Origin of the sequence: Streptomyces mayonensis (genome assembly GCF_018982965.1) — a bacterium.
In the GTDB taxonomy this organism is placed as follows: domain Bacteria; phylum Actinomycetota; class Actinomycetes; order Streptomycetales; family Streptomycetaceae; genus Streptomyces; species Streptomyces mayonensis.
Window position 1 is genome coordinate 65,102 of record NZ_JACBYP010000013.1, and the last position, 21,647, is coordinate 86,748.

The window sequence follows — 21,647 nt, forward strand, 5'->3', positions numbered from 1 at the left end:
ATCTGCCGTAGCCGAAGAAAGGAAGAGAGGGGCAGCGGAACTTGGGTTTCGCGGAGAAGCGCGGAAACTACTGGCGCGGCCGCTACAAGGTCGCGCCCGGCAAGCACAACACGGTCGTTGACGAGAACGGCAAGGCGATCAGGTTCGCCACCAAGGGCGAAGCCCAACGGGCAGCGGCCGAGGCCGAGAACAAGTTCCGGCGCGGCGACTGGCGCGACCCGGCCCTCGGCCAGGAGACCTTCGGAGAGTACGCGAACCGCTGGTACGAGGCCCAGGACCTGGCGGCCTCGACCATGCAGAACTACAAGCGCCACATCGAGGAGCACCTGCTCCCCGACTTCGAGGACAAGGCGCTCGCCGGCATCCTGCGCACGGACGTCGACCTGTGGGAGAAGAAGGAGAAGGCCCTCTATGCCGCCTCCAGCGTCAAGACCTGGCGCTCGACGCTCCACCTGATCTTCGAGGACGCGATCGACGAGGGCTTGATCACGTCCAACCCGGCTGCTCGCCGGCGCGGGCGGGGTAAGCGCGCGGGCCGCTCCCGAGACCGTGGTCCGGAGAAGGTGGTCACCGACGCGCTCGGCCTCCTGCTGACCGCCGAGCGCGCTGCCCTGCTCTCCGGCCGCGACGACGAGTTCGTCGCCGTGGTCCTCAAGGGGTACACGGGCATGCGCTGGGGCGAGATCGTCGGCTTGGAGACCGCGTTCGTCCGCCCTGGAGCCGTCCGGGTCGAGTGGCAGCTGTACGAGCTCGACACGGGGGAGCTGGTGCGCTGCCCGCCGAAGGACGACAGCTACCGCACCATCGACTCGATGGACTGGCTGTCGGCGCTGGTCGCCAACCACATCGCCCGCACGAAGCCCAAGCCATGCCCCTGCCACGGCAAGACCTACGTCTTCCGAGGACAGGGCGCGGCCCGTACCGGGGGCCACCAGGGCGCGAAGCTCGTCGACGTCGCCCGCCGTGCCGACGTCTCGACCGGCACGGTGTCCAACGTGCTCAACCACCCCAAACGCGTCACCGAGGCCACGCGAGAGAAGGTCGAGCAGGCCATCGCGGACCTGGGGTTCGTGCTGGGCGGCGTCGTGCCGGAGCATGCCGCCCACTGGCGCAGGAATGGCTTCGCGACCTGGCTGTTCACCCCGGCGGTCTCCGGCTGGTACCCGAAGAAGGCACCACAAGAGCCGCGGCCCGTGCCCCTACTCGGCGAGCCTTGGCCCGGTGTCCCGGCACGCGGTCGGGGGGCCAGCGAACGGGCCGACGCCTGCTGGCTCCCGATAGCCAAGGGACTCACGCCCCACGGCCTCCGCCACACCCACCGGACGATGATGGAGGATCTGGGAACCGAGAAGGTGCTCATGGACGAACGCATGGGACACATCGACGGCTCGGTCTCGGCGCGCTACGCCCACGTCACCCCAGGCATGCGCAAGCGCCTCAAGCTGGGGCTGACCGAGCAGTGGGAGGCAGCACTCGACGCGCGTTTGGCCATGAGCGCCACGTCACCAGTGCGCGTACTGAGTGCTCTCCTGCGGGCACATGAGGTGTCACGGGTGTCCGTCAAGTCGTAGCGAGCAAAGACCTGTGCCTTCCGGCGACCCCTTCCGGAGGGCACGTCCATGTCCATGATGCCTCCGCGAGGAAGCATCGTCACCGCGCGGCAGCCGCCCTCCTCCAGACTCTGCTGTGTCTCACGAGACACAGCAGAGCCGCTCTGGCTTGGTCATCGTGAGACGGGGGCGATGTGCTGAGCGCTGACACGCCTGCGTCATGAGCTGAGTTTGGATACTCAGGACGAACGGAGCCAACGGCGCTATCAATGAGCCATGCGAGCATCACGCCCCGGTCCTGCTTCACCGTCCGCTGACCCTGAGCAACTCCCCGACCTTGTCATCCTCGTTCATGGCACCTTCTCCACCGCCGACGGTGAAAGGGGGGACCGGTGGTGGCAGCGAGACAGCCCAAACTGGCGATGGCTCCAAGAACACCTACCGGCGGACATCGCTCTGCCCGACGAATCTGTCCGACTGTTCCGATGGGACGGCGCGAATAGCCAGGTTAGCCGACTGCATGCAGCTAATAGATTGCTGGCGCTCATGCTGAAACTTGAAAATGAAGGACGCAATTACCACCTGGTCGGCCATAGTCATGGCGGTTCGGTAATCTGGGAGGCTCTGGTCAGTGCCGAAGTTACACGTAATCACGGCAAGGTTTATGCGGAACTGCGCCGGGCCTTGAACGATCCTGAAGTCTTATCAGGTGGCCAACCGATCATCCCGCCCCGGCGCGACGAGTACGACCCTTGGTGGGTGAGGTACAAGACTCGGGATCTTCCTGACTCGGCCGAGTATGAAGCCATTCGGTCGGCGATAAAATTGCAAGGTTTGCGAAGTTGGACGACCGTCGGAACCCCATTCATGCGTTACATGCCGGTGCGCCGAGGGCTGCTTTCCCGTTGTCTGTCCCTCCAATCATCATCAGCCTGGCGCATCTTGGGCAAAGAGTACGTTGCTCTGATTCCGATGTTGCTGACGGCGCTTCCACTAGTACCTCTCGCTGCTGCTCTTTTCGGGGGGAACTGGGGCAGGGCGGTGCTAACTAGCGACACCGCCAATGCGTGGAGTGTTCCTTACGTCTTGTGCTGGCTGGTGACTTTCCGCTCGATGAGAGTCAGCGACTATAGTGATTCATTGTTAGTTCGCGAGCGGGCTGTACCTGGTGTCTTTCGTCGGTTCTCCGGGCGCTGGCTGGGCTTATGGTCGCCATCTGATGAAGCCATTAACGTGCTCTCGGCTCTGGCTCACCACCAGGTCAGGTATGAGCTGCTGTGGTCATCGGGCGCGCTGAGCGCCCGCCGAAAATTGGCGCGTCTCCCCAATCAGGTACCGCTACCGAATTTGACTATACCGGACCCAATTCGCACGATCACCCTGGTGCCGCACGTTCGGCGCACTTCTGTATTATCCGCAACCAAGCCAGTCGTCACTTGGGTAAATCGATGCATCGCGCCGTTGTGGACACGAAAGCTCGCCCGGACCTTGGCGCGCAGTGTCCAGGGATCTGACCTTCCTCGCACTGTTGCCGCCTATGTCTCACCCTGGCCGTTACCACTGGATCACGATTGCACCCACTTGGGCCTCCCTGTTCGCACCATTCGTGAAATCGATCGGGAGGTCACTGACTGCAACGCCATGCTCGCACCAAAGGCGCGCGAGCTACTGATTATTGCAGCATTGAAAGGCGTGCCGAAAGACGGTCAAGGTTCTGGCAGGTTCCTCATGGAGAGTGGCAGTGCGTTGGTGCACACCGAATACTTCAATAATCCGGATGTGCGCAGGCTAATTCTCCATCATATCTGCCAAACGCGGACTTCGGTTGACGGCTACTCGGCACCGGCAGACGACGAGTTAGAAATTTGGCTCACGCGGCACCTGGAGAGTACCCGAACCTGCTTCGCGGGTCTTTTGCAGCAGTCAATAGAGGCGCTGCGTGCGGATACGTTCCCAGTTGATGATTCAGTCATATGAGACACAGCAGAGCGTCCGGAGAACCGTCTCACTTCAGCAGTTACGACGATTGCCCAGTAGCGGGGCCAACGGGCCTGGCTCAATAGGTGCATGGAGACTGGTGAGCACTGGGCATACCGCGCGAGGCCGAAAGAGCTAGGCAACTCTGTCAGGCAGGTGGAGATCGTCCGGGTGGGCGGTCGCGGCAGGTCTGATTGGATTTATTGGTGGGCTCCCCTGGGACGTCGGCAGTGCTCGCCGATGAGGCGCAGGATCGTGTGCCGCACCTTGCGCAGGGCCAGGTAGCGGTGATGTTCCCTTTGGTGGGCGGGGTCGTTGCCAGGGGCTGGGGTGAAGGGAGCTGGAGGTAGGCGCACAGGAGGTCGCTGCAGGTCTGGCGCAGGCTGTTGTAGGGGGGGCGTCGTCGGCGAGGCCGGCCAAGGCGTGGACGCCACCGAGCCGGGCGGCAGGGGAGTCCGAGCCGAGTGTGGCGACGGCCACGGAGAAACGTTCGGTGTGGAGCCGGGTTGCTTCCCGGTGAGCACCGGCTTCGTCGACGCGCTGACGGCGGTAAGCAGCGACCAGGGCGACGAGTGCGCCGGCCCCGGCAACCGCGCCGAAGGAAAGCTCCACCAGGTCGAGCGCCTTGGCGTCGAGCTTTGCGGTGGTGTCGATCTCCTGGAATTGCAGCAGGTACACCCAGCCGTAGAAGACGCCGCCGGCCACCAGGACCGCGGTGACGCAGGTGACGACCGGGGCCGGCCGAGCCTCCACAGCCGTAACTCCCGATTATCCGATGCCGAGTGCGGTCGCCGGTTGATTGTCATGAAGATGGAGACAAAGCATGGAGGTCCATGGCTGCGGGCTGACGCGACCGTACGGGGATCCGTGTGAAGCCGGGCCCGGGACAGCAGCGTAGGGGTTGAAGACCAGACGGCAGGCGCGACGGCCGATGGTATGGCGGGGCCAGGGGATGCGGCTCAGCGCAGATCAGGAACGTAGAGGCCAGCCGCCCGCCCGACGGTCACAAAGTCCATCCTCGACTGCAGCGGTGCTGGCTTCCACCCGGTCGCCTCCTGGATGAAGCCGCCCTTGTCTGCACCCGTGTCGTTCCATGCCTTGTCCATCACGAGCAGCCGAGCCCAGTTGATCGGCTCTCCGTTCTTGGCGTGCGTGGGGTGGGTGTAGTGGGTGAGGAAGTCTTCGGAGAGGACGTTCGGGGCGTGGGGTGCGGCCTCGAAGACCCCGCCGAAGGAGGGCTTGGTGACTGCCCAGAAGATGGGCACCTCACCCAGGCGGTACTTGTCGGGGTAGCGCTGGTGGTAGGTGACGGCGTACTGGTTGACCCACTTCCGCCACAGCGTGGCTGCGTCGGCCTCGTCGGGGAGGTAGTCGTCGGACATGGCGCTGCCGTCGGGTTCGGGGTAGAGAACGAGTTGGGTGGTCTGCGTGAAAGAGGGATTGCGGCGGCTGGTGAACGTCCATTCGGTGCCGGGCGGGTAGGGCTGGGTGGTGGTCTTGGTAGCTGGCATTGCCCTAGCCTCGCCGTTTCGGTTGGGGCGATGAGGTGTCGTTGAGGGGGAACTGCCGGGTGGCTGACGCGCTTTCGGTGTTTGGACATGGTGGAGACCCGGCGCGGTGGTCGGGTTCTCCAGGGTCCTTCGGGTCGTGGGCGGTCAGGGGCCTGCCGGTCAGCCGGCGGGACGGGGCAGTGCGGCGAGGCGATGGAAGGCCGTGGCCAGTTCGGTTCTCCAGGGCCAGGTCGCCGATATCCGCAAGCGCAGGCGTCGGCCGCCGCGGGTGAGGCGGGCGGCGACGTGCAGCAGTCGGTAGCGGAGCTTCTTCGGCTCGGCAGTGGCCAGCTCCCCGTCCAGCAGCAGAACGCGCGTCCAGGCCAGCAGATCGATCGCCGCGAGGCTGAGTTCGAGCCAGACGGCGTTGACGTTGAAGTCGCGGGAGGGGAAGCGGCCGAAGCCGGTGGTCTTGCCGCACCGGATGTGGTCCTCAACGCTGGCATGCCCGCGGTGACGGACCTCCAGGAACTGGGCGGATCCGCCCCCGGAGTAGGGGGTGTCGGTGAGAAACGCCTGATGGCGCAGGCCCTCGTCCTGATCGAACAGGGACAGCTGGGCTCCGGGGTGCGGCCGCTCGCGGCGCACGATGATGCGGGTGCCGGTCGGATAGCCGGCCAGGTCGATCATGCCGGTCAGCTCGGCGACCTCGGCACCGTCACGCAGCGTCCCGTCCTGGTCCAGGGCGGGATACCAGAGGCGGTCGGGCATGGTCCGGACAGCTCGGCGGACCGGCTCGGTGATGGCGTATCCGACTGAATAGAAGGTACGGATTCCTCGTTTCCCCAGGTCGCGGACGTGAGCGAGGAAGGCTTTCGCGGATCCGGCACTGTCGGCGCGGATGAGGATGTCGGTGCCGTGCCGGTGAGCGTCGGGGATTTGCGCGAGCGCTTGGTCGAGCACCGTGATGTGATCGGCGGCAGTGTTGGCTCCGGAGTTCCCGGGCCGCAGCCGCCCCGATACGGCCTCGCCGGTGTTCGCGAGGAAACACAGCAGCGGGTGGAAGCCGAAGCCGCCCTTGTAGGTGGGTGCGGCCTGCTCCTTATCGGAGTGGCAGGTCACCAGCGTGGCGTCGAGGTCCAGAACCAGGCCGGGAAGTTCTCGTCCGCCGGCCCGAGCAGCAGGTATGCCCTCGCCGGTCTCGGCGGCCTGCATCCAGGCGACTTCCCGGGCCGAACCGCGGGCCGTCCGCAGCGCGGCGAGTACAGCCTCGTCGGTGTCGGCGAGCAACCGCCAAGCCGTGGGCGTGGAGGCGACCGGGCCGAACACCCCTGCCTGGTCCCGCAGCACGGCCAGATCCGCGATCGCCTCACCACCGTCGGCGAGCATCACCGCAAGGTCCGTGGCGACCCGGCCCGGATCATGCCCGGTCCCGCGCGGCCGAAGCGGCCTGAGAGCGGCGGAGTACGCGGCGGTCAGCCCGGTGGCATCAGCGAGATCCGCCAGCAACCGTGCCCCGGCATGCCCGACCACCCCCGAACCATCGGCACTGACATGGACCCTGGGACGCAACCCGATACCCTGCACGTAGAAAGTGCCCTCCGCCTGGACCGACAGAACCCCTCAGCAAGGTTCATCGTCCCAGGTCAGGAAGGCACTTTCGCGTTTCCGCCCCCAGGCCACGCGTACCCAAGTGAAACGGCGAGGCTAGTTTGCTGCTCTTTTGGTTCGGTCGGGGCCGGAATTGAGGGATTGGGCGCCCATGAGACGTCGCAGATCTGCGACAGATCCTTCACGTTGCCTCTACGTGGTCGCATGATGCCTCGAGAACTTCGATCACTCCTGGGGGACCCATGCGCCGCACCACTGCTGCCACCGTTCTGCTCGCCGCGCTGCTGGCCGCAGGCTGCTCGAACGGAGACGACGGCGGAGGGGACGAGAAAGTGGAAGCCACGTCGTCCGCGTCCGCGCCGTCGGCCTCGGGGAAACTGGCCGGCGTGTGGGGGCCGAAGCTCTCCGAGGCGACCGACGGCACGGACGCCGTGTGCAACGAGGTGGGCGACCAGGCGTGCGCGGAGCACCTCACGGATATCGCTCTGGTGGTCGGGGACCTGGAGCTCGCGGTGAACGAGGCGGGCGGCAGCTCCTCGTATCCGCGGACGGTGGCGGAGCTCGAGAAGGTGGATGCCGCGGTGGACGCGTACAGCGACCACGAGTGCCTGAACGACGAGAACGCGGGCATCAAAGGGTCGCCGTGTCCGGATGACGCGCAGACGATCCTGACCGGGGGTCAGACGCTGGTGCTCGCCTTGCAGGCCGACGAAGGTGTCTCGTAGCAAGTGCGGGGAAGCTCGGCTGCCGTGGGGGAGCGACCGCCCTCACCGCCTTCGTGCCTCAGTTCTCGCCTTGATGGGACCGGTCTTCGAAATCACCTCGCAGTACATCGACAACGACGTGACCGCCCACCGGGAGCGGCTCATCCAGGCCCGGATCGACTTCATCGACATGGCTTGCAAGAGCATCACCACGTGATCTAGGAAGATGTAGCTCGTCTGGCTCGACAGGGACGGTGTGATGTCTGAGGCGAGCAGCAAGGCTTCCTCTTGGCTGGTTCGCGCTCTTTGGGCCCGCTGCGCAGGGCTACGATCTATGCAGCAGCCCGTGACCGACTGGGGGTCGGATATACACATGGCCTGCTGTTGTTGGCACGAGTGAGGGGGCGCCTTGGCAACGCTGGGCCACTTGAAGGAACGCACGGTTGGCTTTTACGAGGTAGTCGTCCTCAAGGACGGCGAAGCCCGACGAATCCCCGAGCAGATGGACTGGGACGGCACCCTCTCGGATCTCGCCCAAGCACCCGTCGCAGCCCGTACTTTCGAAGCAGACTCACAAATGGTGGGAACTATCGCCACCTACGACATGCAGGACCATCTCCTCCTGCATCGCGTGAAGGATGCCGGCGAGTGGTTGTCTGTCATGAACTTCGATACGGGAACCTTGCGCGAGCTGGAGCAGTCTGCGCATGAGGGCTACCTGGACACGTCGGTGATCTGTTTCCTGCCCTTCGGCAACGTTGTAGGCATCATGCAGGGAGGCGTGTCGGCGCCTTCGCACAAGGCGCTGGAGACCTGGCTCAACGGGATCCAGATCTTCCCTGGTGCACAGCTGCAGATTCGCCCTGTGGTGACGCACTCAGAGGTGGAGAAGCTGAAGAGCGCCTCTGGCGCAAGCAGGGTGGAAGTGAAGATCATGGCCAACAAGATGGGTGCTCTGAGCGGCCGTCGCGGTGGCTTGGCCCGAACGCTCCAGGTAGCTGGAGAGTCGTACGGGGAGATCAGCGTAACCATGATCATCTCAGTCCCCAAGAAGAAAGAACTCAAGGAGCACCGCGAGCATCTTCTGGCTGACCTGGAGGAGATCTCCGATGTGGTGACCGGTGCCGAGCGCGCCCGGGCTCGACTGGTCTTCTCCGAGCCGGGCGGGCCGGAGCAAACCCGACTAGTCGAGCTGGTAGAGCACAGCATTACGGCCAAAAGGCGCGTACCGGCCACAGACGGAGAAGGTAGGTCAATCCGGATCATGTCAGCGGTGGATGCCATCCTGGGAGCAGCGGTCGAGCATGAGGATGCATTGCGACTCGCAGTGGATGCCGGGGGTTCGTGACCTGGGCATAGACGAGGGGGGCCTGTGGAGGAACGCGACACCATCGCGGATCGTTGGGCAGAACATCTTTGGATCGACTACCTCGTAGCAGCGCTCATACTGGGCGTGCATGTTCTGGTGATCCGCGCAACCGAGTCAGGAGACTGGCTGTCGTGGATCGACTCCTCGCAGCGGACCGGCCTGTACGCTGCGGCTGCTGGTGTGGTGTCAGCAATCGGCGGATTGAGTGCCATCGCGATCTCCATCTACACCGCGGCGAACGGTGAGCGCCTCCGAGCTGTGCGCCGCCATCATCAGGACGACCTTCGGCGAAGTTGGCGCAGTTTGCTGTGCAGCACTGCGTTGGTATGCACTCTGCTATTGAGCGCGCTATCACTCGACAGAGATAAGGATCCCGTATCCGCACGGTTCATCTTCGAATTCGCCATGAGCTTTGCAGCGCTGCGCTTTAGCCGTCTCATCTGGCTGTTCGACAGCATGATGCGGGTATCAGATGCGGATTCGGCTGAGCCTGACCCGGTCGCCACTCCGGTACGCGACCCTGATTGGCTGCGCCGGCGCCAGAACACGCCGTAAGCCAAAGTCTTCGTTTCCTGGTGGCGGAACCGCTCGCAGCAGCTCCCACAGCGGAGGTGATCCAGACGCCCACACAGCCAGCGTCTGGCGGTCGACGACGTGCAGTCGCTGCTACCTCGCGAAGGCCACGGCCGGGCCGGTCACCCGTCCGTTGGTGACGATGACCGCGACGTCGGCGCCGTGAACCTGGTGGGCGGTTCCGTTGAGGACCTGGAGGTCGGGTGTGCCGACTGGTGAGCCGTGGGTGCCGTTGCGGCGGTGCTTGCACTGGATCACCCAGCGCCGCCCGTACGGGTCGGTGGCTTTCACGTCGGCGTCGAGGTTGCCGCGGCCGCCGACCCTCTGGGCATCCTGGCAGCCGTCGCGTTGCATCAGGGCCAGTATGGCGTCCTCGAAGCGGCGGTGGTGCAGCGCGTCGAGCTGCGCCAGTCCAAAGCGCAGGCCCTGCGCCCACACCGCCTTCCATCGGGCCTGCTGCTGCCGGTGGTGAAGCCAGCTGGCGCCCGCGAAGACGGTGAGGCCCGGACGGCGACGAGGACCCACCAGTGAGGCGCAGCCAGTTGACCGCCATCACCGCCAGCCCGATACCGGCCGCCGTCACCGCGGCGAAGACGAGCAGCTGCGCGTCGCGCTGCTGCTGTCGTCGGATGGGCCGCTGGGTGCGCCGCTGCACCCGCCGTCGCCGGGGCACCGCTACCACCGGATTGGGTAGGACACCGTCGGACGGGGCTGCGGTGCCCGGGCGGCGGGGGCGTGATCGAAGCGGATCGGGTACTGGACCGTGGACTGCGGCCGCGGAACACCCCTCACAACGCCCCATGTTGGCACGCCGCTCTGAAAGTACGTCAAAACATCGCTACTCTCGGCGATCAAGGAAGGGGGACGGGCCAGGTCAGACGTGTTGAGGGTCATGTCGGTTGCAGGTCCGTGAGAGCGAGTCGCGGGCGGCCTGGCGGCGGCGCACCGGGCCTCAGGGTCGCGAACCGGCAGGCGAGGGGCCTCGGCGAGGTCGCCCTCGCTTGTTCGGGAGACGTTCAGGGCCGGGTGTTCTTCCCCTCGGCATTTCCGCCGCCGACGCCTGCGGGGGCTTGGCGGCGCGTTGCGGCGCCGACTTCGTCGTGGACGGAGCTGTGTCTTGCTTCTGCGGAGGAGGGGCAGGCCGTGTCCGTTGCTCGGAACGCGCCGACCGCTGCTTGCGCGACGCCGGTTCCGGCCGGTCCGGTGATGGCCGTGTTCCAGGTAGATGCGCCCCGCGTCAGTGATCTCCGCCTGCCACTTCCCATCCTGCTTGGGCATGGCGATCGTCGTACCGACTGTGATCGGCCTCGCACACCGTAGGGATGACCCTTTCCCAGCGTGAGTGGCAAAGAGCGGCTGGACGTCGGAGGGCCGCTCGCTGGGGGCCGCCGGGAGCCCGTTTCTGGAAGTTGGCTCCCAACCGGCTCCCAACACGAGGCCCCAAAGCAAATCAAGCCCGGTGCTGATCTCTCAGCACCGGGCCTGACCTGGTGTTTCTCTGTCGGGGTGGCGGGATTTGAACCCACGACCTCTTCGTCCCGAACGAAGCGCGCTACCAAGCTGCGCCACACCCCGATTGTCGCTGCTCGTCGCGGCGACGTCGTTTACTTTAGCCCACCGCTCGCCGGAGACGAAATCCGATTCAGCGGCGGCCGCGGAGCAGGGACGGGCGGATGTGGTCCAGGGCCACGAGGAGGGCGGCGAGGGCGTAGAGGGCGAGGCCGACGAGGAGGGCGTTGCCGAGGACGCTCTTGTAGCCGTGCTGGTCGACGTCCAGGAAGGGGTAGAGGTAGCGGCCCTGTGTGCCGGGCGGGAGGAGTTCGCCGCGGGCCAGGGAGAAGGCCAGGTAGGCCAGGGGGTAGAGGAGCCACGCGGGAGGCTGGCCCTGGTGCAGTCGGCCGGGGGTGGTGAAGAGGAGCCAGTCGAGGGCCGCGGCCACCGGCACCGCCGTGTGCAGGATGTGGGTCGCGGCGGTCTGCCAGCCGGTGCCGGCGCCGTCGGGGGTGGCGAAGGGGCTCGTCGGGTTGGTCAGGAGGGTGTGGTGGACGAGGGCGGCCGCGACGACGTAGAAGAGGGTCGCGCCGGTGAGGGAGGCCGGCAGGGGGTGGTGGGCGGACCATGCGCACTGGGCGGAGGCCAGCATCACCAGGGCCAGCAGGATGCCGCTCTGGGTCGTGAAGTGACTCAGGGTGTTGGTGAGTGGTCCGCCTGTGAGCAGGGCCAGTGCCACTCCGGTCAGGGCCAGCAGGGCGATGAGGGCGCGGAAGGCGGCGACCGGGCGGCGGCGTACGGGGAGCAGTACCGCCCGGGGCGGGACCACGCTCGGCAGCACGACGGCGCGGGCCGGGATCGGGGGGAGGTCCGGGAGGTCCCTGGGTATCGGTGCTGTCATGGGCTCACGGTAGACAGACCGGACATAGCGGGCTATGTGGGTGGGCTGTGTGGGTTACTCGGGCCGGTCCCGGTCTCCCTTCCGGTCGGGTCCCCTGGTCCTGGTCCTGGTCCTGGACCCGGTCCCAGGTCCCAGGTCCCAGTCCCGACCTCTTCCGCTCCTGTGGTCAGTGGTCGCGACCCACCAGGGTCAGCAGGGTTGCCTCCGGTGGGCAGGCGAAGCGGACCGGGGTGTAGCGGCTGGTGCCGCAGCCGGCCGAGACGTGGAGGTAGGACGTGCGGCCTTCCGACGTGTGCGTGGAGAGGCCCTTCACGCGGTCCGTGTCCAGGTCGCAGTTGGTGACCAGGGCGCCGTAGAAGGGGATGCACAGCTGGCCGCCGTGCGTGTGGCCGGCCAGGATCAGGGGGTAGGCGTCGGCCGCGTAGGCGTCCAGGACGCGCAGGTACGGCGCGTGGACCACGCCCATCGAGAAGTCCGCCGTGCCCGACGGGCCGCCCGCCACCTCGGCGTACCGGTCCCGCTTGATGTGCGGGTCGTCCAGTCCCGTCAGCTCGACCGACACGCCCTCGATCTTGAGGGTGCCGCGGGTGTTCGTGAGGTTCTGCCAGCCCGCGGCGTCGAAGCCGTCGCGCAGGTCCTCCCACGGGTTGTGGACGGCGTCCACGACGGGCGCGTTGCCGTTCAGGCCGTGGCGGCCCTGGACCTTCTCGAGCAGGTAGCGGGCGGGGTTGCGCGGCTTAGGGCCGTAGTAGTCGTTGGAGCCGAAGACGTAGGCACCCGGGAACTCCATGAGGGGGCCCAGGGCGTCCAGGACCTCGGGGACACCCTCCGGGTCGGACAGGTTGTCGCCGGTGTTGATCACGAAGTCGGGGCGCAGCCCGGCCAGCGAACGCAGCCAGCGCTGCTTCTTGCGCTGGCCGCCGACCATGTGGATGTCGGAGACCTGGAGCACGCGCAGCGGCCGCATACCGGGGGGCAGGACCGGGACCGTCACCCGTCGGAGGCGGAAGGAACGGGCCTCGAACCCCGCCGCGTAGGCCAGGCCGGCGGCGCCAACCGCCGTGATGGACAGGGGTACTCCGTATCGCGCGCGCATACGTCCATCGTGTCAGAAGCGGAGGGCTGGGGCCGACCGCGGTTCACCGGGGGCCGGCCGGGGCCGTCTTGCCGCGGGCCGCGCAAATCGACGGGCGCTCTGCTTCCCGTACCTGCGACAATCAGGTCCATGACCACGCTCAAGTCGAAGCTGCACGACGACCTCAATGCCGCGATCAAGGAGCGGGACGAGCTGCGCTCGTCGACGCTCCGGCTGACCCTCGCCGCGATCACCAAGGAGGAGGTCGCGGGGAAGGAGAAGCGTGAGCTCTCCGACGACGAGGTGCAGAAGGTGATCACCCGCGAGGCGAAGAAGCGCCGTGAGGCCGCCGAGGCCTTCGCCCAGGGTGGCCGGGCCGAGAGCGCGGAGCGGGAGAAGGCGGAGGGCGAGGTGCTCGCCGCCTACCTGCCGAAGCAGCTGTCGGACGAGGAGCTGACCGCGATCGTCGCCCAGGCCGTCGAGGAGGCGAAGGCGGCCGGCGCCGAGGGGCCGCGGGCCATGGGCGCCGTGATGAAGATCGTGAACCCGAAGGTGGCCGGGCAGGCCGAGGGCGGTCGGGTCGCCGCCCTGGTCAAGAAGCTGCTGGCCGGCTGAACCGCCTGCCAGGACGGTCACGACGTCCTGCACGGGGTCTCGTAGTGGTACGCGAGGGCTCGTGAACGGGAGGTTCGTGAACGGGTGAGGGCCCGCTCCGCCTGTCGTGCGGAGCGGGCCCTCACCCGTTGGTGTCGGCAGGACTGGTCGTCAGCTGTTCGTCAGCTGTTCGTCAGTCGCGTCCGCCGGGGCCGTTGCCCGCGCCCTGGAACCAGTTGCCGGGGAAGCCGCCGCCGTTGTCCGAGCCGCCGTTGCCGTTGCCGGCGCCGCCGTCGGACAGGCCGGCGATGAAGCCCTCGTCGTCGCCGTTGTCCCCGCCGCCGGGCTTGTTGTCGTCGCGGCCCTTGTCCTTGTCCTTGTTCTTGTTCTTTCCCTTGTCCTTGTTCTTGTCGCCGTCCGGGATGTCGACGAGGTTGAACGAGGGCGCGTCCTTGCCCGACAGGGCGCCGGTCATGGCGTCCTTCCAGATCGGGCCGGGGACCGCGCCACCGAAGACGAGGTCGTGGTGGACGCCGCCGATCGTGATGTTCTTCATCTCGACCTTCTGGGTGGCGCTGCCGACCCAGACGGCGCCCGACATGTTCGGCGTGTAGCCGACGAACCAGGCGTTCTTGCGCTCGTCGGTCGTACCCGTCTTGCCCGCGTTGTCGCGGTCGCTCAGACCGGCTTCCTTACCCGTACCGGAGTCGACCACGCCGCGCAGCAGGGTGTTCACGCTGTCCGCGGTCTTCTCGGACATGGCCCGCGAGCACGTCGACTTCGGGACCTCGAGCGACTTCTGCTCGCCTCCGACCTTCTGCGTGATCGACTCGATCGCGACCGGCGTGCAGTACATGCCGCGCGAGGCGAAGGTCGCGTAGGCGCTCGCCATGGTCAGCGGGGACATACCGACCGAGCCGAGGGCGAGGGCGGAGGGGTTCTGCGGCAGCTTGTCGCCGTTGCCCTGGTGGACGTGGAGCTTGTCCGCCATGGTCGAGACCGGGCACAGTCCGATGTCGGAGAGCATCTGCACGAAGTAGGTGTTGACCGACTTGGCCATCGCCTCCTTCAGCCGGTACGGGCCGACCTCCGACTCGTTCTCGTTCTCGACGCGGTAGCCCGAGTCGTTGATCCAGGGCTTGTCGCAGGTCTGGATCGGGCTCGGGTAGTCCATGTCGTACGGCGACGAGTACTCCTTCGTCGCCGGCACGTTCTCCTCCAGGGCCGCGGCCGCCAGGAACGGCTTGAACGTCGAACCCGTCGGGAATCCGTAGTTGGAGCCGCCGTAGGCCGCGTCGACCGAGTAGTTGTACTCCGTCTCGTCCTTGCCGTAGCCGTACGGCTTCGACTGGCCCATGCCGACGATCCTGCCGGTGCCCGGCTCCACCATCGTGAGCGCCGCGGCCACCGAGTCCGCCTTGTAGACGTGGTTCTTCAGGGAGTCGTTCACCGACTCCTGGGCCTGCGGGTCGAGGGTCGTACGGATGGTCAGGCCGCCCTGGTTCCAGACCTTGGACCGGTCCTTGCGGGTCTTGCCGAAGACCGGGTCGCTGAGGAACACCTCGCGCACGTAGTCGCAGAAGAAGCTCGCGCTGTTCACGGCCGTGATGCAGCCGTTGTTGGGTTTGCTGACCTTCAGGCCGAGCGGCGCCTGCTTCGCCTCGGCGGCCTCCGCCTGCGAGATGTCGCCGACCTGGGCCATGCGGGTCAGGACGGTGTTGCGCCGCTTGGTGGCCTCCGCCTCGTCGTTGACCGGGTCGTAGCGGCTGGGCGACTGGACGATGCCGGCCAGGAGGGCGGACTCCTGGATGTTGAGGTCCTTGGCGTGCTTGGAGAAGTAGCGCTGGGAGGCCGCCTCGACGCCGTAGGCCTGCTGGCCGAAGAAGGTGATGTTCAGGTAGTTCTCGAGGATCTTCTTCTTGCCCAGCTCCTCCTCGACCTGGATCGCGAGCTTCAGCTCCTGGATCTTGCGGCCGATGGTCTGCTGGGTGGCCTGCGCGACCTTGGTCGGGTCGTCGCCCGCCTCCTCCACGAAGACGTTCTTGACGTACTGCTGGGTGAGCGTGGACGCGCCCTCGGAGACCTCGCCGCTGCGTGCGTTCTTGTTGAGCGCGCGCAGGACGCCCTTGAGGTCGATCGCGCCGTGCTCGTAGAAGCGCGAGTCCTCGATCGCCACGATCGCCTTCTGCATGTACGGCGAGATGTTCTTGAGGTCGACCACCGTACGGTCGCGCGAGTAGACCGTGGCGATGGTGTCGCCCTTGGTGTCGAGGATGGTGGTGCGCTGGCTCAGCGGGGGAGTCTTCAGGTTGGCCGGCAGGGCGTCGAAGCCCTCCACCGACCCCTTGGCGGCCAGCCCCAGCGCGCCCACGGCGGGCATCGCGATGCCGGCCAGCACTGCTCCCGCGAGCACACTGACACCGAGGAACTTGGCGGCCTGCTGCGTTGGCGACAGACCGCCGCCCGAGCGCTTCTTTGGCATGGAGGCAGCCTACGTTCTCATTCGCCGGACACGCGTATATGCCTTGGCCTAAGCTGCACCCAACTGTCACAGCAGTGAGGCCACGTATCAATACGTCCGGCGACCCCGAATCGTTCCGGATCCGCTTGATTTTTTTCTGAGAGGCGCCTCGCTGGGGGCGTGATGGGAGCGCGCCGGCGCGTGCCGCGGCGTGTGGGGCGCGTGTCCGAATCCGCCTTGTGTGTCAATCGGTGTCCGTTGTGGTGCAGTGGAGATGACCGGAATGCCGGGATGGTCACGCATGTCGCCAGCTCACTCCCCCGGGTGATCTGCCGCTTACCCATAGTCCGTTCGGGCCATTCAAGATTGGGCCCGAAGGGGGTGTTGCGCTGTGCCCACCTTCCGTAACGTCCTCAACTGGCGGCGGTGAATATGCCGCTGCCGCCGTGGGGGAGCCTCGATTCGGGAGAGGACGGCGCCGGTATGGGCTGGGTAACCGACTGGAGTGCGCAGGCCGCCTGCCGCACTACCGATCCGGACGAACTGTTCGTTCAGGGAGCAGCGCAGAACAGGGCCAAGGCGGTGTGCACCGGATGTCCGGTGCGGACCGAATGCCTGGCCGACGCGCTCGACAACCGCGTCGAGTTCGGCGTGTGGGGAGGGATGACGGAGCGGGAGCGGCGCGCGCTGCTGCGCAGGCGGCCCACCGTGACCTCCTGGCGCCGACTGCTGGAGACGGCGCGGACGGAGTACGAGCGGGGGGCCGGCATCGTGGCCCTCGACGACGACGAGATCTACGAGAACTACGCGGCCGTGGGGTGAGTTCGGGGAGCCCGGAGAGCCCGGAGAGCCCGGGGAGTTCGGAGAACCTGGAGGGTCAGGAGAGTTCGGAGAGCCTGCAAGCCTTCTGAGACGGAGTCTTCCGAGCCCGGCAGCCAGGCAGCCCGTGAGTTCGTGAGCCCGTGCGCTCGTCGAGCCCGTCAGCTCGCTGCGTCCGCGGCCCTGCGAGCCGGAGCTTCCTTGCTGGCCCTTTCGAGCCGGAAGTACACGAGCCCGAAGCCTCGCAATCGCTCAGGCGCCCGGCTCGGGCAGCTCGGGCAGGCTGGTCGCCAGGCGTGTGCCGACGTCCCGCAGTCCCGCGAGGTCGTGCACGTCGCCGGGCAGCGCGGCCACCTCGGTGACCGCCACCTCGGGATGACGCGCGGTGAAGCGGTCCCGTGTGCGCTGCTCGCGGGCGAGCAGGTGCATGCGCTCCGCGTGCAGCCTCAGCAGACCGGCCGCGAGTGCGTCGACGGACCGCGCCGTCGCGGCGTCCGGTGCGCTCGCCCGTGTGCCTGCAGACGTGTCCGCCGCCGCGCCGGGAGCCTCGGGAGTGGGCGTCTCGGACGCAGCCTCGGCCCTGGGCGTCTCGGACGTAAGTGTCTCTGGCGTGGGTGCCTCGGAAGTGGTCGTCTCCGGGGAGGGTGCGGGGGCGGAGCCGGGAGCGGCGTCGGGAGTGGCGCCGGACGTGGGCTCGGCCGAATCTGAACTGCCGTACGTGTCGGGAGAGTTACGAACTCCAGCTTTCCCGCCGTCCTGATCCACAATGCGGGGATCCTCAAGATTTTCCGCGGCGGCGAGGGCACGCTCGGCCGACAGCCGGTCGGCGCCGCTGCCGTGCACCCGGTTGAGCACCAGGCCGGCGAGCGGCATGTCCTCGGCCGCCAGCCGCTGGACGAAGTACGCGGCCTCGCGCAGCGCGTCCCGCTCCGGGGCGGCGACCACCAGGAACGCCGTCCCGGGCGCCTGCAGCAGCTTGTACGTCGCGTCCGCGCGGGTACGGAAGCCGCCGAACATGGAGTCCATCGCGGCCACGAAGGTCTGCACGTCCTTCAGGAACGCTCCGCCCAGCACCTTCCCCAGGACGCCGGTCATCATCGACATCCCGACGTTCAGGAACTTCATGCCGGCGCGGCCGCCGACCTTCGCGGGGGCCAGCAGGACCCGGATCAGCTTTCCGTCGAGGAAGGAACCGAGACGCTTGGGGGCGTCCAGGAAGTCCAGCGCCGAGCGGGACGGCGGCGTGTCGACGACGATGAGGTCCCACTCGTCCTTCGACCGCAGCTGGCCCAGCTTCTCCATCGCCATGTACTCCTGCGTGCCCGCGAAGCCCGCCGAGAGAGACTGGTAGAAGGGGTTGCCCAGGATCGCCGCCGCGCGGTCGGCATCCGCGTGCGCCTCGACGATCTCGTCGAAGGTGCGCTTCATGTCGAGCATCATGGCGTGCAGCTCGCCGCCCGCCGAGTCGTCGACGCCCTTCACCCGGCGCGGCGTGTTGTCGAGCGAGTCGATGCCCATCGACTGGGCGAGCCGCCGTGCCGGGTCGATGGTGAGCACGACCACCTTGCGGCCGCGCTCGGCCGCGCGCAGACCCAGGGCCGCCGCGGTGGTCGTCTTGCCTACCCCGCCCGACCCGCAGCACACCACGATGCGCGTCTGCGGGTCGTCCAGCAGCGGATCGACGTCGAGCACCCGCGCGGGGGCCAGTCGCCGGGCGCCCTCCTGGTGCCGGGCCGGGCCACCGCTCGTGCGCTTCCCTGCTTCCGGGCTCATGCGATCCCTGCTTCCGGGCTCATGCGATCCCCTGCTTCCGCAGCTCGGTGGCGAGTTCGTACAGGCCCGCCAGGTCCATGCCCTCGGTGAGCAGCGGCAGCTCGTTGAGCGGCAGGTCCAGGTCGGTCAGGACGGTCCGCTGCTCCTGCTCCAGCGCGTACCGCTCGCCGTACTCCCCGGCCTGCGCGAGGAGCGGGTCCACCAGCCGCTCCGCGTGCCCGCCGCGCCGTGCGCCACCGAGCCCGGCACCGGACAGGGACCGGGCGAGCGCCGTACGCGGGGTGCTCCGCACGCGTTCCAGGTCGGTGGCGTCCAGCACCTGGGGCCGGACCATGTTGACGACGACCCTGCCCACCGGCAGCCGCGCCGCCCGCAGCTCGGCGATGCCGTCGGCCGTCTCCTGGACCGGCATCTCCTCCAGCAGCGTCACGAGGTGCACGGCGGTCTCCCGGGACTTCAGCACGCGCATCACGGCCTGGGCCTGATTGTGTATCGGTCCGACCTTCGCGAGCCCGGCCACCTCGTCGTTGACGTTGAGGAAGCGCGTGATGCGTCCCGTCGGCGGGGCGTCCATGACGACGTAGTCGTACGCGAACCGCCCGTGCCGGTCCTTGCGGCGCACCGCCTCGCACGCCTTGCCGGTCAGCAGCACGTCCCTGACGCCGGGCGCGACGGTGGTCGCGAAATCTATCGCCCCGAGCTTCTTCAGGGCCCGGCCGGCGCTGCCCAGCTTGTAGAACATCTGGAGGTAGTCCAGCAGGGCCAGTTCGGCGTCGATGGCGAGGGCGTACACCTCCCCGCCGCCGGGAGCGACGGCGATCTTCCGCTCCTCATAGGGCAGCGCCTCCGTCTCGAAGAGCTGCGCGATGCCCTGGCGGCCCTCGACCTCGACGAGAAGCGCACGCTTCCCCTCGGTGGCCAGGGCCAGCGCTAGGGCCGCGGCCACCGTGGTCTTGCCGGTTCCGCCCTTGCCACTGACGACCTGGAGCCTGCTCACGTATTCGAGCGTAACCAGTTCGGGCCGCGAGTACGCCGGAGGCTGTGGACAACCTCGTCACGGACGGGCCGCGGGGGCGCCCCGGGCAACGGCTAGAGTCGGCCGCATGACCAAGTGGGAATACGCAACCGTGCCGCTGCTCGTCCATGCCACGAAGCAGATTCTGGACACCTGGGGCGAGGACGGCTGGGAGCTCGTCCAGGTCGTGCCCGGGCCGAACAACCCCGAGCAGCTCGTGGCCTACCTGAAGCGGGAGAAGCAGGCATGAGCGCCGTCGACGCCAGGCTCGCCGAGCTGGGACTGACGCTGCCCGAGGTCGTCCCGCCGCTGGCCGCCTACCAGCCGGCCGTGCAGTCGGGTCCGTACGTCTACACCTCCGGCCAGCTGCCGATGGTGGAGGGCAAACTCGCGGTCACCGGCAAGGTGGGTGCCGAGGTCACGGCGGAGGAGGCCAAGGAGCTGGCACGCACCTGCGCGCTGAACGCCCTGGCCGCAGTCAAGTCCGTCGCCGGTGACCTCGACCGCGTCGCACGCGTGGTCAAGGTCGTCGGCTTTGTCGCGTCCGCGACCGACTTCACCGGTCAGCCCGGTGTGATCAACGGCGCCAGCGAACTCCTCGGCGAGGTCCTCGGCGACAAGGGCGTCCACGCCCGCAGCGCGGTCGGCGTGGCGGTTCTCCCGCTGGACGCACCGGTCGAGGTCGAGGTCCAGGTGGAGCTCGTCCAGGCCTAGGACCTGGTCAGGCGTGCCCAGAGGGCGCAGTGCAGGCGCACTGGCAGGCGCAGCCCGAGTGTGCCCGGGCGGGTACGGCGGTCTCTCGGTTGCGGGCCTGCTTCCCGCGCGCGTGGAGGCTGCGGGTGGTGGGGGCACAGGGGTGTAGGGGCATTGAGGGCCGGCGTCGCGCCGCGCGGGTGCGTTGCCGGGGCGGCAACAAACCTCGCCCCCCCCGGCCTCCGCCCCCGCAGGATCGGTGCCGGTGCCCCGTACGGCGCGGGAGCCCGGCCCTTGGCCGGAGCGGTCCCGGAGCGTCCCGGGGCCGTAGCGACCGTACGTGCCAGGAGGAGCCATGCCGCAGCCGCCCACGACCGACCGGACCGAAGCCCAGTCCGACCCCCGGGCGGGTCAGTCCGACGCCCGGGCGGGTCAGCCCGACGGCTGGTCCGCCCAGTCCGCCCCGCCCGCCTCGTCCGCCCGGTCTGCTCGGTCGGTCTCCGAGCCCGTCTCCCGGTCCGTCCACCGTCTGGTGCCCTCGCCCGCCGGCCGCGTCCACCTGGTGGAGCAGGGCAGCGGGCCGCTGGTTCTGCTCGTGCACGGCTTTCCCGAGTCCTGGTACTCCTGGCGCCGCCAGCTCCCCGCGCTGGCCGCCGCCGGTTTCCGGGCCGCCGCCATCGACGTGCGCGGATACGGGCGCTCCTCGCGGCCGGACGACGTGGCGGCGTACCGGATGCTGGACCTGGTGGCGGACAACGTCGCCGTCGTGGAGGCGCTGGGCGAGCGTTCCGCCGTGGTCGTCGGCCACGACTGGGGCGCGACCGTCGCCGCGCACTCCGCGCTGCTGCGGCCCGACGTGTTCCGCGCGGTGGGCCTGCTGAGCGTGCCGTACACCCCGCCCGGCGGTCCGCGGCCCAGCGACGTGTTCGCCGGCATGAGCGATCCCGCCGGGCCCTTCGCCGGGCAGGAGTTCTACGTCTCGTACTTCCAGGAGCCCGGCCGCGCCGAGGCGGAGATCGAGCCCGACGTACGCGGCTGGCTCGCCGGGTTCTACGCCGCGCTGTCCGCCGACACCATGCCGGCGCCCGAGGCGCCCGACCCGCACTTCGTCGCTCCCGGCGGCAGGCTGCGCGACCGCTTCCCGGCCGACGGGCGGCTGCCGGCCTGGCTCACCGAGGAGGAGCTGGACGTCTACGCGGGAGAGTTCGAGCGCACCGGCCTGACCGGCGCCCTCAACCGCTACCGCAACATGGACCGCGACTGGGCCGACCTGGCCGCACACGCGGGTGCGCCGGTCACCCAGCCCGCCCTGTTCCTCGGCGGTGCCCTGGACGCCTCCACCACCTGGCTGTCCGACGCCATCGAGGCGTACCCGACGACCCTGCCCGGTCTGAGCGCCTCGCACCTCCTCGACGGCTGCGGGCACTGGCTCCAGCAGGAGCGGCCGGAGGAGACCAACCGGCTGCTCACCGAGTGGCTGGCCACCCTGCCCGGCTGAGGTCCGCCTTCCCCCCTGTGCATCTCTCCCGTACGTCTCGTGCGTCTCTCCCG

Annotated in this window: 19 protein-coding genes, 1 tRNA gene and 1 pseudogene; 12 read left to right on the top strand and 9 right to left on the bottom strand. The window is 68.1% G+C overall.

Going from position 1 to position 21,647, the window contains the following annotated elements:
* The first annotated feature begins 41 nt into the window (after positions 1-41).
* The 3 genes from HZS56_RS07565 (at position 42) to HZS56_RS07575 (ending at position 4,400) form a co-directional block, all read left to right on the top strand.
* Positions 42-1,571, top strand: coding sequence for a LacI family DNA-binding transcriptional regulator (locus tag HZS56_RS07565; protein ID WP_216719909.1), 1,530 nt, complete (start codon positions 42-44; stop codon positions 1,569-1,571).
* A 525-nt stretch (positions 1,572-2,096) separates the two neighbouring features.
* Entirely contained in the window at positions 2,097-3,527 is a 1,431-nt protein-coding gene (locus tag HZS56_RS07570; RefSeq protein WP_216719910.1) for a hypothetical protein, read from the top strand.
* 516 nt (positions 3,528-4,043) lie between these two features.
* Positions 4,044-4,400 carry a hypothetical protein gene (locus HZS56_RS07575; RefSeq protein WP_216719911.1) on the top strand — a complete coding sequence of 119 codons (357 nt, stop codon included), beginning with the start codon at positions 4,044-4,046 and terminating at the stop codon, positions 4,398-4,400.
* An 86-nt stretch (positions 4,401-4,486) separates the two neighbouring features.
* Here the strand turns inward: HZS56_RS07575 and HZS56_RS07580 are convergent, their stop codons facing one another.
* Both HZS56_RS07580 and HZS56_RS07585 read right to left on the bottom strand, forming a co-directional pair.
* A complete protein-coding gene (locus tag HZS56_RS07580; protein WP_216719950.1) occupies positions 4,487-5,038 on the bottom strand; it encodes a hypothetical protein in 552 nt (183 codons plus the stop codon).
* 159 nt (positions 5,039-5,197) lie between these two features.
* On the bottom strand, positions 5,198-6,604 hold the full coding sequence (locus HZS56_RS07585) for an IS1380 family transposase (protein ID WP_216719912.1): 1,407 nt from the start codon (positions 6,602-6,604) through the stop codon (positions 5,198-5,200).
* Between the two features lie 266 nt (positions 6,605-6,870).
* On the opposite strand from HZS56_RS07585, the gene HZS56_RS07590 reads away from it, so the two are divergent.
* The 4 genes from HZS56_RS07590 to HZS56_RS07600 all read left to right on the top strand — a co-directional run bounded on the left by HZS56_RS07590 (position 6,871) and on the right by HZS56_RS07600 (position 9,256).
* The gene (locus tag HZS56_RS07590; protein WP_216719913.1) at positions 6,871-7,353 is read left to right on the top strand and encodes a hypothetical protein; all 483 of its coding nucleotides are present in this window, start codon (positions 6,871-6,873) and stop codon (positions 7,351-7,353) included.
* 73 nt (positions 7,354-7,426) lie between these two features.
* Entirely contained in the window at positions 7,427-7,549 is a 123-nt protein-coding gene (locus HZS56_RS38695) for a hypothetical protein (RefSeq protein WP_301542992.1), read from the top strand.
* A gap of 210 nt (positions 7,550-7,759) precedes the next feature.
* On the top strand, positions 7,760-8,680 hold the full coding sequence (locus HZS56_RS07595) for a hypothetical protein (RefSeq protein ID WP_253913880.1): 921 nt from the start codon (positions 7,760-7,762) through the stop codon (positions 8,678-8,680).
* Between the two features lie 24 nt (positions 8,681-8,704).
* Positions 8,705-9,256: a hypothetical protein gene (locus HZS56_RS07600; RefSeq protein ID WP_216719914.1), complete on the top strand. Its 552-nt coding sequence runs from the start codon at positions 8,705-8,707 to the stop codon at positions 9,254-9,256.
* Here HZS56_RS07600 and HZS56_RS07605 read toward each other — a convergent pair.
* The 4 genes and pseudogenes from HZS56_RS07605 to HZS56_RS07620 form a co-directional block, all read right to left on the bottom strand.
* Positions 9,170-9,929: pseudogene (locus tag HZS56_RS07605) on the bottom strand (restriction endonuclease). The gene HZS56_RS07600 and the pseudogene HZS56_RS07605 overlap by 87 nt on opposite strands.
* 846 nt (positions 9,930-10,775) lie before the next feature.
* Positions 10,776-10,849, bottom strand: a tRNA-Pro gene (locus tag HZS56_RS07610).
* 67 nt (positions 10,850-10,916) lie between these two features.
* Positions 10,917-11,666, bottom strand: coding sequence for a Pr6Pr family membrane protein (locus tag HZS56_RS07615; protein WP_216719915.1), 750 nt, complete (start codon positions 11,664-11,666; stop codon positions 10,917-10,919).
* 166 nt (positions 11,667-11,832) lie between these two features.
* Positions 11,833-12,762 (bottom strand): metallophosphoesterase, encoded by a 930-nt coding sequence (locus HZS56_RS07620; RefSeq protein WP_216719916.1) that lies wholly within the window; start codon positions 12,760-12,762, stop codon positions 11,833-11,835.
* A 129-nt stretch (positions 12,763-12,891) separates the two neighbouring features.
* Here HZS56_RS07620 and HZS56_RS07625 point away from each other — a divergent pair, with 129 nt between their 5' ends.
* Positions 12,892-13,356, top strand: coding sequence for a GatB/YqeY domain-containing protein (locus HZS56_RS07625; RefSeq protein ID WP_216719917.1), 465 nt, complete (start codon positions 12,892-12,894; stop codon positions 13,354-13,356).
* 172 nt (positions 13,357-13,528) lie between these two features.
* On the opposite strand, the gene HZS56_RS07630 is transcribed toward HZS56_RS07625, so the two are convergent.
* Positions 13,529-15,817, bottom strand: coding sequence for a transglycosylase domain-containing protein (locus HZS56_RS07630; protein WP_216719918.1), 2,289 nt, complete (start codon positions 15,815-15,817; stop codon positions 13,529-13,531).
* 462 nt (positions 15,818-16,279) lie between these two features.
* On the opposite strand from HZS56_RS07630, the gene wblA reads away from it, so the two are divergent.
* Positions 16,280-16,618, top strand: coding sequence for a transcriptional regulator WblA (gene wblA, locus HZS56_RS07635; RefSeq protein WP_216719919.1), 339 nt, complete (start codon positions 16,280-16,282; stop codon positions 16,616-16,618).
* 249 nt (positions 16,619-16,867) lie between these two features.
* Here the strand turns inward: wblA and bagB are convergent, their stop codons facing one another.
* A complete protein-coding gene (gene bagB, locus HZS56_RS07640) occupies positions 16,868-18,388 on the bottom strand; it encodes an ATPase BagB (RefSeq protein ID WP_216719920.1) in 1,521 nt (506 codons plus the stop codon).
* A 19-nt stretch (positions 18,389-18,407) separates the two neighbouring features.
* Positions 18,408-19,385: an ATPase BagA gene (bagA, locus tag HZS56_RS07645; protein ID WP_216719921.1), complete on the bottom strand. Its 978-nt coding sequence runs from the start codon at positions 19,383-19,385 to the stop codon at positions 18,408-18,410.
* Positions 19,386-19,491: 106 nt separating this feature from the next.
* Between bagA and sp36 the strand changes: the two genes are divergently transcribed.
* The 3 genes from sp36 (at position 19,492) to HZS56_RS07660 (ending at position 21,594) form a co-directional block, all read left to right on the top strand.
* Positions 19,492-19,653, top strand: a complete 162-nt coding sequence (sp36, locus tag HZS56_RS07650) for a Sp36 family protein (protein ID WP_003975360.1) — start codon at positions 19,492-19,494, stop codon at positions 19,651-19,653.
* On the top strand, positions 19,650-20,117 hold the full coding sequence (locus tag HZS56_RS07655; RefSeq protein WP_216719922.1) for a RidA family protein: 468 nt from the start codon (positions 19,650-19,652) through the stop codon (positions 20,115-20,117). The genes sp36 and HZS56_RS07655 overlap by 4 nt, the downstream gene beginning before the upstream one ends.
* 334 nt (positions 20,118-20,451) lie before the next feature.
* A complete protein-coding gene (locus HZS56_RS07660) occupies positions 20,452-21,594 on the top strand; it encodes an alpha/beta fold hydrolase (RefSeq protein ID WP_253913881.1) in 1,143 nt (380 codons plus the stop codon).
* Positions 21,595-21,647 lie beyond the last annotated feature (53 nt).

Excerpts from the sequence above, each read along its gene's own strand:
- HZS56_RS07620 (WP_216719916.1), bottom strand. The coding sequence starts at position 12,762 with ATGCGCGCGCGATACGGAGTACCCCTGTCCATCACGGCGGTTGGCGCC.
- HZS56_RS07660 (WP_253913881.1), top strand. The coding sequence starts at position 20,452 with ATGCCGCAGCCGCCCACGACCGACCGGACCGAAGCCCAGTCCGACCCC.
- HZS56_RS07625 (WP_216719917.1), top strand. The coding sequence starts at position 12,892 with ATGACCACGCTCAAGTCGAAGCTGCACGACGACCTCAATGCCGCGATC.
- HZS56_RS38695 (WP_301542992.1), top strand. The coding sequence starts at position 7,427 with ATGGGACCGGTCTTCGAAATCACCTCGCAGTACATCGACAACGACGTG.
- wblA (WP_216719919.1), top strand. The coding sequence starts at position 16,280 with ATGGGCTGGGTAACCGACTGGAGTGCGCAGGCCGCCTGCCGCACTACC.
- HZS56_RS07630 (WP_216719918.1), bottom strand. The coding sequence starts at position 15,817 with ATGCCAAAGAAGCGCTCGGGCGGCGGTCTGTCGCCAACGCAGCAGGCC.
- HZS56_RS07590 (WP_216719913.1), top strand. The coding sequence starts at position 6,871 with ATGCGCCGCACCACTGCTGCCACCGTTCTGCTCGCCGCGCTGCTGGCC.
- bagB (WP_216719920.1), bottom strand. The coding sequence starts at position 18,388 with ATGAGCCCGGAAGCAGGGAAGCGCACGAGCGGTGGCCCGGCCCGGCAC.
- HZS56_RS07615 (WP_216719915.1), bottom strand. The coding sequence starts at position 11,666 with ATGACAGCACCGATACCCAGGGACCTCCCGGACCTCCCCCCGATCCCG.
- HZS56_RS07580 (WP_216719950.1), bottom strand. The coding sequence starts at position 5,038 with ATGCCAGCTACCAAGACCACCACCCAGCCCTACCCGCCCGGCACCGAA.
- HZS56_RS07655 (WP_216719922.1), top strand. The coding sequence starts at position 19,650 with ATGAGCGCCGTCGACGCCAGGCTCGCCGAGCTGGGACTGACGCTGCCC.
- HZS56_RS07570 (WP_216719910.1), top strand. The coding sequence starts at position 2,097 with ATGCTGAAACTTGAAAATGAAGGACGCAATTACCACCTGGTCGGCCAT.
- sp36 (WP_003975360.1), top strand. The coding sequence starts at position 19,492 with ATGACCAAGTGGGAATACGCAACCGTGCCGCTGCTCGTCCATGCCACG.